Genomic DNA, 12,096 nt, shown 5'->3' on the forward strand with positions numbered 1-12,096 from the left:
TCGACAAAGCAAAGATCAGTTAGAATGAAAATGTTAGTCGGTTATTACTTGTTTAAATTCGTTTGTAAATGTTTGTAGTCGTTTGTAAACGAATAATTTGTATATTTAGCTAGATGTTGTATATAATTTTGCTTAGCCCCTATGAAATATAATTTAATAATAATACTTCTTACTTCTACTTTAATAGGTTATTCCCAAAATAAACTGACTAACGAAATTGATAAATATGTTAAGAACATTGATTCAAACCCTGAATTAAAGGTGAGTGAATACGATTGGAATAAAATTACAGAAAGTCATGTTGACCATGGAGCAACATTAAGAATATGGAAAGTAAAAAGTCAAATAGTAAAAGTTGAAGAAGAATTTGGAACTTCTTATGGGCGATACACAAGATTAATTTATTTGAAAAATAATAAACCCAAAAAAGGAGTTGAAATTGAAGAAAATTTTGAATTTAAAAATAAAGAAATTGACTATTCAAATCTAAAAACTCAATTCAAAATGCAAGTTTACGTAACTGGATTAAATGAGTTAATAGACGAATACGAATTCGAAACAAAAGAAGAAGGACAAAGAAAAGCTACAGAGCCCTATTGCGATTTGAATGATCTTTTTGCAATTTTAAACGAGATTACGGATTTATAAAAAATATTTGAGCACTCCCGTATATAACTTATTGCAGTTGAATTACTAAAGGAAATGTAAATAACACCAAAGAAACCAAACCGTAAATATTAATATGAAACAATGTTTAGAATGTGGTGAAAAAATTGTAGGTCGCATCGACAAAAAATTCTGCAGCGATGGTTGCCGGAATGCCTATAACAATAGGGTGAATAAGGATAGCAAGAATTTAATTCGAAATACGAATAACAGACTTCGTAAGAACTATAGAATTTTAGAACAGTTGAACCCGGATCAGAAAACAAAAACTTCGCGCGCAAAATTAATCGAGGCTGGATTCGATTTTAACTATTTTACCAGCATTTATACTACCAAATCTGGCAATGTATATTACTTTGTGTACGATCAGGGCTATTTGCCTTTAGAGGGCGAATATTATGCTTTAGTAAAAAGGGAAAGTTAATGGTAACAAAAAAGCTTTTGATTTAAATGTTAAACCAAAAGCTTTAATACTGGAATCATAATTTGCTTATCTCTCTATTATTTCCAGTTCTGTCCTTTTAATTTCATGGCGGCTTTTAATATGTCTTTTTGACTAATTAACCCTACCAGTTTGCCATTTTCTACAATAGGAAAACGTCGTCTTTTTGCATTTAAAAATTTGTTAGCAGCATCAAAAATGTTCATGTTTCCATCAATGGTTTCCACATTTTTAGCCATATAATTTTCAATGGTTTTATCCTGCATTGGCATATTGTAATAGCGACTTTCGCTTATTTTTTTTATGCAATCTCCTTCCGATATTATACCTACTAATTCGTGCTTTTCATTAATTACAGGTCCTCCGGAAATTTTATGATGAATTAAGGCTTCAATAGCTGCCTCAATAGTTTGATCGGGAGTAAACGTAATCAAATCCGTAGACATATAATCACTCACCTTTAAAGGTGTTTCATCAGCAACTTGTGAATGCTTCCTTGACCCTTGAAAACTTTTTATCCCCATAATATTTAATTTAGTAGTTCTACTAATATAATTCTTTTTTTTAAGTATTCCTAAGAAAGCTAATTTTCGTTTTTAACAATTATTATCAATAAAAATTATCACTTAAAAGGGTATAGCAAGAATTACTGATTTTTTTGCTTGGTTAAATGTTAATTTTTTATAGTTTTAGCACCCTAAAAAATAGAGTTATATGAAGAAAGTAATAGTATTGGTAGGATTGGTTTTTGGAATGACGATGGGAGCCCAAAGTAATTCTGATTTAATAAAACATTTTGAAGCCTATTATAAGCAAATGCAAAAGCAAGGCGATGTACAGGGTATTATCAGTGGTTTAACCCATTTAAATGTGTTGTCGCCATCTATGGAACGCGTAGATACCTTAGCTTATATTTATATGAGAGAGGGACAATACGTTCAGGCCTTGAATACCATTGGTGTTGAGAAAAAAATGGATGATTCTGATATGGCATTAGAGGTTAAGGCTATTTCGTTAAAGGCGGTAAAGCGTCCGGAATTGGCTTTATGGTTTTTTCAGGAAATCTTTAAAAGAGATCCAAATGCACACTTGGCATACGAGTTAGCTGAACTTAATTTACAAACTCAGCAGGTTGAAGAAGCCGATAAAAATATTGCCTATGGTTTAGCTAATGCTACAGATGATATGAAAAAGGCATTTTATGAAACACAACAACCTTATGAGGTGTCTTTAAAATCGGCGTTTATGTATTTACAGGCATTATCGCTTTATAATAAAGATCGAAAAGCAAATATTGATGCTGCTGTAGATATTTTGGATGCAGCGTTTAAACAGTCGCCTAATTTTAATTTAATTCAAATTACCAAGAACGAATTGTTAAGACAAAAACAAATGCTTCAAGCGCAAGCGGCAGAAGGTAAAAAGCAGGAATAAATAGTGAATCTTTATTTTAAATGTTCTAATTGTAAAGAGGAGAATAAAATTAAATTTAATGTATCCACCCGTGTTGAATTTGCTATGACAAATGGAAAAATTCTAAAGGAAGAATGCAAAAGTTGTGAGAAAACGAAGAGTTATCATATAAACCAAATTTATGCAAATGAATCTAAAATAATTTCATTTATAGCAATAATGGTTTTTGTTTTAGGGACAGGTTTTGCTCTTTATATGATTGCTGAAATGTTTATTGTTTTAAAAACGGTAACGGTTATTTCTTCTGTCGCTTTTGCTTTGCTTTTCCCGATTTTGATATATACTGTCTTAGAGAAGGAAGATAGGTTGCGGGTGAGAATATTTAATAATTCCTTTGTAAAAGAGGATTAAAAATAAATTTAGTGTTAAAGTAAAAAAGGGTGTTTTCTTAATTTTGAAAACACCCTTTTTTTATTACCAGATTTTTACGCGTTTACTTGGTTCTAAATATAAATTGTCCGTTTCTTTAATATCGAATGCCTGATAAAAAGCATCAACATTTAATAGAGGTTGAACAGCTCTGGTCATACCAGGAGAGTGCGGATCGGTTTTAATTTGGTTCTTTAAAGCGTCATCACGCATTTTAGTTCTCCAAACGGTTGCCCATGACATGAAAAAGCGTTGCTCGGCAGTAAATCCATCAATATTTTCTGGTCTTCCGTTTTCTGCAAAGCTTAACTGTAAAGCGTCGTAAGCAGCATTTACACCACCTAAATCACCAATGTTTTCACCAAGTGTAAAAGGTCCGTTAATGTTGGTTTCAGGTAATACTTCAATAGCACTGTATTGATCGGCTAAATCTTTTCCTAACGCTTCAAATTGTTTTAAATCTTCATCGGTCCACCAGTTGTTCAGGTTTCCGTTTTTGTCGTATCTCGCACCAGAATCGTCGAAACAATGTGAAATTTCATGACCTATAACAGCACCAATTCCGCCATAATTAACCGCATCGTCTGCCTCAAAGTTAAAGAATGGAGGTTGTAAGATGGCTGCCGGGAATACAATTTCGTTAAACGACGGATTAAAATAAGCGTTAACTGTTTGTGGCGACATGCCCCAACGGCTTTTATCTACCGGCTGACCTAAATCTTCTAAGTTTTTTTTGTGATGCCATGCGTTTACATTAAGCATGTTTTGCGAAAAGGAGCCGTTTTCATCTGTTGAATGAATTTCTAAATCGGAGTAGTCTTTCCATTTGTCAGGATAAGCTATTTTAACAGTTAAAGCCAATAGTTTTTCAACAGCTTTGTCCTTGGTTTCTTCAGTCATCCAAGAAGCGTTTCTAATGCGATTTTCAAAAGCTTTAATCACATTTGCAATCATTTTTTCTGCACGCTCCTTTGCTTCAGGAGGAAATACTTCATCGACATAAAGTTTACCTAAAGCTTCGCCAACAGCACCATTAACTGTTAATAATGCGCGCTCCTCCAGAGGGCGTTGTTGTTGTGCTCCACGTAATGTTTTACCATAGAATTCCCAGTTTGCAGTTTCTATATCGGTACTTAAAGCACCTGCCGATTTGTTAAAAAGGGACCAACGTAAGTATGCTTTCCAGTCTGCTACATTATTTTCTGCAAGGATATTTTGTAGCGCTTGGGTATATTTTACTTCACTCACAATAATGGTGTCTAAACTTTTTACACCAATACCTTTAAAATAGGCATCCCAGTTAATCGCAGGAACCATATTTTGTAATTCGGTAATTGATTTAGGGTTGTAGCGTTTACGTGCATCGCGACGTTCTACTTTATCCATTTTTGGTTCAGCAAGGCGGGTTTCAAAAGCTAAAATACCTTTAGCTTCTTCGTTTGCTTCAGTTTCACTATCTCCTAAATATTGAAGCATTCTTGTAATGTGTGCAACGTATAATTCTCTTTTTTCTTTAGAGTCTGAATCGTCTTTTACATAGTAATCTCTGTCAGGAAGCCCTAAGCGACCAGAGCCAAGAAAGGCTGAATTAATATCGCTGTTTTTAGGGTTTGTGCCAACGTAAAAACCAAAGAAGCCTATGCCTCCGTAAGGTTCCATTTCAATTAAGAAATTTTGAAGGTCGTCAATGTTTTCAATGGCATCAATTTTCTTTAAATTCTGTTTAATAGGGTTGATGCCAAGTTTATTTCTGCTAACAGTATCAACTATAGTTTTAAAAAGTTCGATGGCTTTTTGTTGATCAGATCCTGGAAGTACTTCACTCTTTTTTATGTCTTTGTTGTCAGACATAGCGTTTTTTAAAATGGCAAGGGCGTCTTCATCTGTTTTTTTTCTAAGCTCGTTAAAGCTTCCCCAACGGGTTTGATCGTCTGGGATTTTAGTTGTTTCCAGCCATTTTCCGTTAACGAATTTAAAGAAATCGTTCTGTGGCTTTATTGAGGTATCCATGTACTCAAGGTTAATGCCAGGGGTGTGGGCAACTTCATTGGTGTCGGTTTTTGTTTCGTTTTTACACGAAGCAACGGCTAAAACCAAAGATAAGCCTAAGAAAGGCTTAAAATTTAAGTTTGTTTTCATATACTGATTTGGTTAAAAAATAAGGCACAAGTTACTATACTTGTGTTTTAATAGAGGGGTGATTATGATAACCTTAACACAAATTTAGCGAACAAACTTGTTAAAATGGAAGTGTATTTAAGGGCGTTCAAATACGTTCTTGTCGGCTTCCATTTTTTTGTTCATTTGAAGGTTTAAATTTGAAAAAGCTACAAGAAATTCTTTGATGGTTGCGAGTAATTCATCTCGATTGGTAGTTGATAATCCCGAAAAACTTTGAAGTTTATAAAGTTTAGTTTCAAAAGCAGTAATGCGAGCTTTTACAGCATCGGTATTTACTTTCTCAGGAATATTTTTATTGAAATCCTTTAGTAATGCGGTAATGGCTTCGTCGTTATCATTAAAGAAACTTAGGTCGCCTTTTTTTACATTGGTAACCACATCGTTAATTTGGGTGTATTCATTCCAGCTGAGTATGGCTTCTTCGGCCTGATGGTCTAATAAAAACTCGGTGTATTTAAGTTTAGAAATGTCACTTTCAGTAATTTCGGAGGTGTTTTCTGAAGTATCGATATGCTGCTCTTCATTTTCAGATTGTTTACAAGAATTCACGATTACGATGAAAATGCTTAAAAGACTTAAAAATTTAAAATTCATAGGTTTTAAATATAAATACAACGGCAAAGATATAGGAATAGTTTATTAATCTTTAAAATAGATAGAAACGAATTAAAATGTTTTTATTGGGATGTGAAATGTTTTCAATAAAATCTTAGTAAATTTAAATAACCTACTTAAAACTGTATTTAAATGACACCTAAAGTATTAATAATAGGAGCTTGCGGACAAATTGGTTCAGAATTAACATTTAAGCTGCGTGACATGTATGGTAGTTCGAATGTTATTGCCAGCGATATTAGTTATAGTAATTTGGGTGTTGTTAATTCTGGAATTTTTGAGGTGGTTGATGCGCGTAGTTATTCCAGTATAAAAATTTGTGTTGAGAAGTATGAAATAGATACCATTTATTTGATGGCTGCTATGCTTAGTGCAACGGGCGAAAAATACCCAATGAAAGCCTGGGATTTAAATATGGAATCACTGTTTCATGTTCTTAATCTCGCGAAGACTAATATTATTAAAAAAGTCTTTTGGCCATCTAGTATTGCAGTGTTTGGGCCGACAACTCCAGTAGATTATACACCGCAGTATACTGTTATGGAGCCATCGACTGTTTATGGTATTACCAAACAAGTAGGGGAGCGGTGGTGTGAGTATTATTTTAATAAATATGGCGTTGATGTGAGAAGTTTGCGGTATCCAGGTATTATTAGCTGGAAGACTATGCCAGGCGGTGGCACTACCGATTATGCTGTGGAAATTTATCATAAAGCTATAGCAGATGGTGTTTACGAATGTTTTTTGTCCGAAAACACCAAATTACCCATGATGTACATGGATGATGCGATAAAGGCAACTGTTGATATTATGGAAGCACCAACCGAAAACATAAAAATTAGGTCATCGTATAATTTGGCGGCCATAAGCTTTACCCCTAAAGAGGTTGCGGAAAGTATTCAGGTCAGTCTTCCCGATTTTAAAATAACTTATAGTCCCGATTACAGACAGGCTATCGCCGATAGCTGGCCTAAAAGTATTGATGACTCCAGAGCCAGAACCGATTGGGGTTGGAAACATAAATTTGATCTTCAGGATATTACTAAGGAGATGTTGTTTCAGTTGGATAAAAAGGATAAGAGTCCTCTGAAAAAATCGAATTAATTGTATCTTTGACTTTTCCCATATCTTAATTAATTATTATGCTAGAGAATTTTTGGTTTAATGTAGAATACGGTATAAACCATGTGCTTGACATTAAAGCTTACGACCACGTTTTATTTCTAATTGTGTTAACGGTTCCGTACTTGTTTAAAGACTGGAAACGCGTATTTTTATTGGTGTCTATGTTTACTTTAGGGCATACCTTATCGTTGGTTTTAGCATCTTATGGTATGGTAAGTGTAAATGCTACGATTGTCGAATTCTTAATTCCGATTACCATTTTAGTGGTTGCCCTGTTTAATGTGTTTACTTCAGGTAAAGGCGCGCAAAAAGAAAAGGTTGGTGTTTTGTTTTTATCTACGTTGTTTTTCGGGTTAATTCACGGACTCGGGTTTGCCAGAGAGTTTAAAATGTTGCTTGGAGACTCCGACAGTAAACTGGTATTGCTATTAGAATTTGCTTTGGGTATTGAAATTGCGCAGATTATTATTGTATTTATCGTATTGTTTTTAGGGTATTTGGTGCAAACCATCTTCCGTTTTTCAAAACGCGATTGGATTATGGTGATTTCTGCCATTGTTGTAGGCTTAGTCATTCCTATGATTTTAAACAGCGATTTCCTGGCTTAATTAAAAATTAAGCACTTAACATCTAAAATTATATAAACTTTCGTAAAAGTTTAACGAAGTAGGGTTGTAATTAAAATACGAACCAAGTATATTCGTTATATTATTTCGCGTGAAGGATTGAGGTAGTTGTTGAAGCTCTTTATTTTTTTTAAATAAAATCGACTACCGAAGCCTAGTTGCCATGGGCAGCACGCCAAAAACAAATTCAAGTTCATGCCGAAGATTAAACAGCTTAAGTACGATAAAGCCTATTTAAGAATTGCTAAAGAATGGGGAAAATTATCTTACTGTAACCGTAGACAGGTTGGTGCGCTTATCGTAAAGGATAGAATGATAATTTCTGATGGGTATAATGGAACACCGTCGGGATTTGAAAACTTTTGTGAAGACGATGAAGGCTACACAAAATGGTATGTTTTACATGCCGAGGCTAATGCGATTTTAAAAGTAGCTGCATCGACACAATCGAGTAAAGGAGCTACACTTTACATCACCATGTCGCCGTGTAAGGAGTGTAGTAAACTAATTCATCAGGCGGGGATTGTAAAGGTGGTTTATCAAGATGCATATAAAGACGACTCTGGTCTTAAGTTTTTAGAAAAAGCCGGTATCGAACTTAAACAAATTGAAGATATAGAAGCTTAATGTCAAACAATAAAAAATACTTGCCCTTAATTTTAGGTGTTGCAATTGCGGCAGGGATTTTTATTGGCGGAAAATTAAATTTCAGTGATTCACCGGACAGACTGTTTTCTACCAACAGTAAGAAGGATAAGCTTAATCGACTCATAGATTATATAGACTACGACTATGTTGATGATATTAATACCGATAGTATTGTTGATGTTACCGTAAACGGAATTTTAGAGAATCTCGATCCGCATTCGGTGTATATTCCTAAGGAAGATATGCAGCGCGTTTCAGAAAATATGAAAGGCGATTTTATAGGTATCGGTGTTAGTTTTTATCCGTTTCGAGATAGTATTGCCGTTATCCGTGCTATTGAAGGAGGTCCAAGTGAGAAAGCTGGTATTAAAGGCGGTGATCGTATTTTAATGGCCGATGGCGATACACTTTTTGGGGCTAAGCTGAATAATAGCGATATGGTCGATAAATTAAAAGGACCGGAAAACACCAAAGTGCGATTAAAAGTTTATAGAAAAGGCGAGTCTAAACTTTTAGACTTTACTGTAAAGCGCTCTACGATTCCAATTAAAAGTGTAGATGCGTCTTACATGCTTACTGAAAAGTTAGGATACATAAAGATTAACCGTTTTGCAGAATCGACGTATAAAGAATTTAAAAAAGCTCTAGATAAATTGTTAGATAAAGGTGCAACCGAAATCGCTCTAGATTTACGGGATAATCCGGGTGGTTTTCTTGGTATAGCCGAGCAGATTGTTGATGAGTTTTTAGAGGATGAAAAACTGATTCTATTCACCAAAAACAAACGTGGCCATATTGAAAAGAACTATGCAACAAGTAAAGGTGATTTTGAAGATGGGAAACTGTTTGTGTTGATTAATGAGAATTCCGCATCAGCTAGCGAAATTGTAGCTGGAGCACTTCAGGATAACGATAAGGGAACTATTGTGGGGCGTCGTAGTTATGGTAAAGGTTTAGTGCAGCGTGAAATGGATCTGGGTGATGGTAGCGCGGTGCGTTTAACCGTATCCAGATATTACACTCCAACAGGACGTTCTATTCAACGGTCTTACGATAAAGGAAATGACGATTATTATCACGATTATTTCGATCGTATTGAAAGTGGAGAGTTGTTCGATTCAGATAAAATAAAAGTAGCCGATTCCTTGAAGTTTACTACGCCTAAAGGAAAAGTAGTTTACGGTGGAGGCGGAATCATTCCTGATGTGTTCGTGCCTATAGATACGAGTTTACAAAACGAAACGCTAATTTTTTTACAACGCAGTGGCTTTATAAGTAATTTTGTGTTTGTAGAGTTAGATAAAGATCGTGACGCTTACAGTAATATCCCTCGTGAAGAGTTTATCAATAATTATACTGTGAGTGATGAAATGGTTTTTGATTTTCAGGATTATGTAAACCTTCGAACCAATACAAAAATTACCTTTGTGGCCTATCATGATGAGGTGAAGCAATACATTAAAGCAGCTTTAGCCGATCAGTTATATGGCGATGGTGCTTTTGAGCAGATTATCAACCAAAATGACATTATGATTGATGAGGTAATTGAATTGAGTGCGGCAACAGAGAAGTTGTAATTATTCTTTTATCTTATCGTGAACTTTAGCATGTTTCCCGTTATTCCAAAGCGTTAAAATATCGGTAGCTACATGGGAGCCGCTTCCTGAACAAATAGCAAATTGACTACGCCATCCGGCTAAAGAACCAGCAACGTATAAATTATCTTCGATTAAATGGTCGGTATTTTTTAACCAGATTCTGTTTTTTTCAACAGCAGCTCTAGGGTGGGGCTCAACGTATTGCTCCAGGCCTTTAATGTGCATTAAATTCGTATAGCCTACAGCGACAACAACTATTTTAGATTGATAAGTATTCTTGTTGGTTTTAACTTGAAAGCCATTATCTAATTTTTCCAGTGCCAGTACTTTTTCGCCCTCAATTTGTTCTACGTGAGGATATAAATCGGCGAGTTGTTGTTTGCCATTTTCTAGAATGGATGCACCGGTTGTACCTGGCGGTAATCCTAAAACGTTATTAAACAAAGCGGTTTGTAAGTGAGACGTTTTTTGGTGGGCAATAATGCCAATGCGTTTGTCTTTTGCGTAGGCTTTGTTTTTAGCAGATCCTAAAATTAAAGCACAAGATAAGCCTGCAGCACCACCTCCAATAATTAAAGCGTCAAATGTCATACTAACGGCGCTCTTTTACTTTTTGTTCAATTTGTTTAGAAACAAATAGAATTAGCATGATAAGAATGGCGCAAAGTGAAGCTAAAATAGTAATAAGAGCAATAGAACTTTCACCTTCCAGTGGTGCGCTAAAATTTATTTTTGTCGTATTAAAAGCGATAAGCGCTAAGGCTAATACACTTATTATTATGGTTGCTATTTTCATTTTTAAAATGTTTTAGTTTAAAGCAAACAGGGCTTTAATGTTGTGTGCAAATAGTTTTACCGCGATGGCAAGTAAAATAACTCCGAATACTTTACGGATGATGTTAATACCATTTTGCCCAATAATACGCTCAATCTTTGTTGAAGTTTTAAGCACTGCAAAAATAATAATAACATTTAATAATACAGCAACAATGATGTTTTCTATGCTAAACTCTGCTCGTAAAGATAGTAATGTTGTTAAACTTCCAGGCCCGGCAATTAGAGGAAAAGCCAAAGGAAATACAGTAGCCGATATAGCGTTATGTTCTTCTTCTTTATAAAGGGTAATGCCTAGTATCATTTCTAATGCAATAAAGAAAAGAATAAATGCACCGGCTACAGCAAAAGAGTTAACGTCAATACCAACTAAATTTAAAATACTCTTTCCTAAAAATAAAAACAGGATTAAAATCACACCGGCAATAATCGATGCTTTACCACTTTGAATATGCCCCATTTTTTTTCTTAAATCTATAATAATGGGGATGTTTCCAATAATATCAATTACTGCGAAAAGGACCATAAAGGCTGTGAATATTTCTTTAAAGCTGAATTGCATAACCTCACGTTTTTAATTTAGTAACAAATGTATAGCAATATGATAAATAACAATAGTGTTTTAAAAATAAAGTTTCGTTATTTTTGCAGCCGAAAATTGTAGTAAAGGTATGTTTCAATTAGGGAAAACAATTGTTTCTGAAGATATTATAGAAAAGGAATTTGCATGTAATCTTTCAGCGTGCAAGGGGGCCTGCTGTGTTGATGGCGATGCTGGGGCGCCGCTTGATAAGGAAGAAGCGCAAATTTTAAAAGATATTTACCCAAAGGTGAAGCCTTACCTACGCCAGGAAGGTATTGATGTAATTGAATCGCAAGGAACCTCTGTGACATCTGAAGACGATGGTGAATTAGAAACACCATTAATTAACGGAGCCGATTGTGCTTATGTTATTTATGATGAAAAGGATGTAGCACTTTGTGGTATTGAAGCGGCATACCGAAATGGCGACGTAGATTGGAAAAAACCAGTGTCTTGCGAATTGTATCCCATTCGTGTTCAGGATTACAGCGAATTCTCGGCAGTCAATTACCATAAATGGCAAATTTGTGACGATGCCTGTTCTCTTGGAAAAGAATTACAGGTGCCAGTTTATAAATTTGTCAAGGATGCTTTAATTAGAAAATTTGGTGAAGACTGGTATATGGAGTTAGAGAAAATAGCGGACTCGAAATAACCTCTCATCCCTTTAAAAACAAGGCGTGACTTTCAAAAAAACTTATTTTTTGTGTAAACTTTTTGAAAATTAAAAAAATATAAAACGCTTAAAATCAGTGTTTTAGCTAATTTTATTTGTAAACTTCTTAGAATCAATAAGTTTTGAAATTGTTAAAAACTTTCGCTCAATGTTTATAACTTAGCCTTTCTTTTTTAACATCTATTTCTAATCTTTGTTACTCCCAAATCATAATAAATTTCAATTTTTTTTAAAGCTTGTTAATAAACTTGTTGAAAATG

General features: G+C 34.6%; 15 protein-coding genes. 9 read left to right on the top strand and 6 right to left on the bottom strand.

Annotated features, from left to right (window positions below; all coding sequences use genetic code 11):
- The first annotated feature begins 141 nt into the window (after positions 1-141).
- Positions 142-648 carry a hypothetical protein gene (locus RBH94_RS06840; RefSeq protein WP_307882952.1) on the top strand — a complete coding sequence of 169 codons (507 nt, stop codon included), beginning with the start codon at positions 142-144 and terminating at the stop codon, positions 646-648.
- Between the two features lie 94 nt (positions 649-742).
- Entirely contained in the window at positions 743-1,090 is a 348-nt protein-coding gene (locus RBH94_RS06845; protein WP_307882953.1) for a hypothetical protein, read from the top strand.
- A gap of 77 nt (positions 1,091-1,167) precedes the next feature.
- Here RBH94_RS06845 and RBH94_RS06850 read toward each other — a convergent pair whose 3' ends face one another.
- On the bottom strand, positions 1,168-1,632 hold the full coding sequence (locus RBH94_RS06850; protein ID WP_188224042.1) for a CBS domain-containing protein: 465 nt from the start codon (positions 1,630-1,632) through the stop codon (positions 1,168-1,170).
- Positions 1,633-1,822: 190 nt separating this feature from the next.
- On the opposite strand from RBH94_RS06850, the gene RBH94_RS06855 reads away from it, so the two are divergent.
- Positions 1,823-2,542, top strand: coding sequence for a hypothetical protein (locus tag RBH94_RS06855; RefSeq protein WP_307882954.1), 720 nt, complete (start codon positions 1,823-1,825; stop codon positions 2,540-2,542).
- A gap of 84 nt (positions 2,543-2,626) precedes the next feature.
- A complete protein-coding gene (locus RBH94_RS06860; protein ID WP_307882955.1) occupies positions 2,627-2,932 on the top strand; it encodes a hypothetical protein in 306 nt (101 codons plus the stop codon).
- Between the two features lie 63 nt (positions 2,933-2,995).
- Here the strand turns inward: RBH94_RS06860 and RBH94_RS06865 are convergent, their stop codons facing one another.
- A complete protein-coding gene (locus RBH94_RS06865) occupies positions 2,996-5,089 on the bottom strand; it encodes a M13 family metallopeptidase (RefSeq protein WP_307882956.1) in 2,094 nt (697 codons plus the stop codon).
- A 117-nt stretch (positions 5,090-5,206) separates the two neighbouring features.
- Entirely contained in the window at positions 5,207-5,725 is a 519-nt protein-coding gene (locus RBH94_RS06870; RefSeq protein WP_307882957.1) for a hypothetical protein, read from the bottom strand.
- A 153-nt stretch (positions 5,726-5,878) separates the two neighbouring features.
- On the opposite strand from RBH94_RS06870, the gene RBH94_RS06875 reads away from it, so the two are divergent.
- The 4 genes from RBH94_RS06875 (at position 5,879) to RBH94_RS06890 (ending at position 9,722) form a co-directional block, all read left to right on the top strand.
- Positions 5,879-6,850 (top strand): NAD-dependent epimerase/dehydratase family protein, encoded by a 972-nt coding sequence (locus tag RBH94_RS06875; RefSeq protein ID WP_307882958.1) that lies wholly within the window; start codon positions 5,879-5,881, stop codon positions 6,848-6,850.
- A 38-nt stretch (positions 6,851-6,888) separates the two neighbouring features.
- Positions 6,889-7,479, top strand: coding sequence for a HupE/UreJ family protein (locus tag RBH94_RS06880; RefSeq protein WP_240575137.1), 591 nt, complete (start codon positions 6,889-6,891; stop codon positions 7,477-7,479).
- Between the two features lie 213 nt (positions 7,480-7,692).
- A complete protein-coding gene (locus RBH94_RS06885; RefSeq protein WP_307882959.1) occupies positions 7,693-8,124 on the top strand; it encodes a dCMP deaminase family protein in 432 nt (143 codons plus the stop codon).
- On the top strand, positions 8,124-9,722 hold the full coding sequence (locus RBH94_RS06890) for a S41 family peptidase (RefSeq protein WP_307882960.1): 1,599 nt from the start codon (positions 8,124-8,126) through the stop codon (positions 9,720-9,722). Before RBH94_RS06885 ends, RBH94_RS06890 begins: the two co-directional genes overlap by 1 nt.
- Here the strand turns inward: RBH94_RS06890 and RBH94_RS06895 are convergent, their stop codons facing one another.
- From RBH94_RS06895 to RBH94_RS06905, 3 genes are read right to left on the bottom strand one after another with little or no spacing between them, the layout of a single operon-like run.
- A complete protein-coding gene (locus RBH94_RS06895) occupies positions 9,723-10,334 on the bottom strand; it encodes an NAD(P)-binding domain-containing protein (RefSeq protein WP_307882961.1) in 612 nt (203 codons plus the stop codon).
- Between the two features lies 1 nt (position 10,335).
- Complete coding sequence (locus tag RBH94_RS06900) at positions 10,336-10,539, bottom strand: hypothetical protein (protein ID WP_188224051.1); 204 nt, start codon at positions 10,537-10,539, stop codon at positions 10,336-10,338.
- A 12-nt stretch (positions 10,540-10,551) separates the two neighbouring features.
- Positions 10,552-11,139: a MarC family protein gene (locus RBH94_RS06905; protein ID WP_307882962.1), complete on the bottom strand. Its 588-nt coding sequence runs from the start codon at positions 11,137-11,139 to the stop codon at positions 10,552-10,554.
- Positions 11,140-11,248: 109 nt separating this feature from the next.
- Here RBH94_RS06905 and RBH94_RS06910 point away from each other — a divergent pair, with 109 nt between their 5' ends.
- The gene (locus RBH94_RS06910; protein ID WP_307882963.1) at positions 11,249-11,815 is read left to right on the top strand and encodes a DUF3109 family protein; all 567 of its coding nucleotides are present in this window, start codon (positions 11,249-11,251) and stop codon (positions 11,813-11,815) included.
- The last annotated feature ends 281 nt before the right edge of the window (positions 11,816-12,096 follow it).

This window comes from Aestuariibaculum sp. YM273, from assembly GCF_030908365.1.
GTDB lineage: Bacteria > Bacteroidota > Bacteroidia > Flavobacteriales > Flavobacteriaceae > Aestuariibaculum > Aestuariibaculum marinum.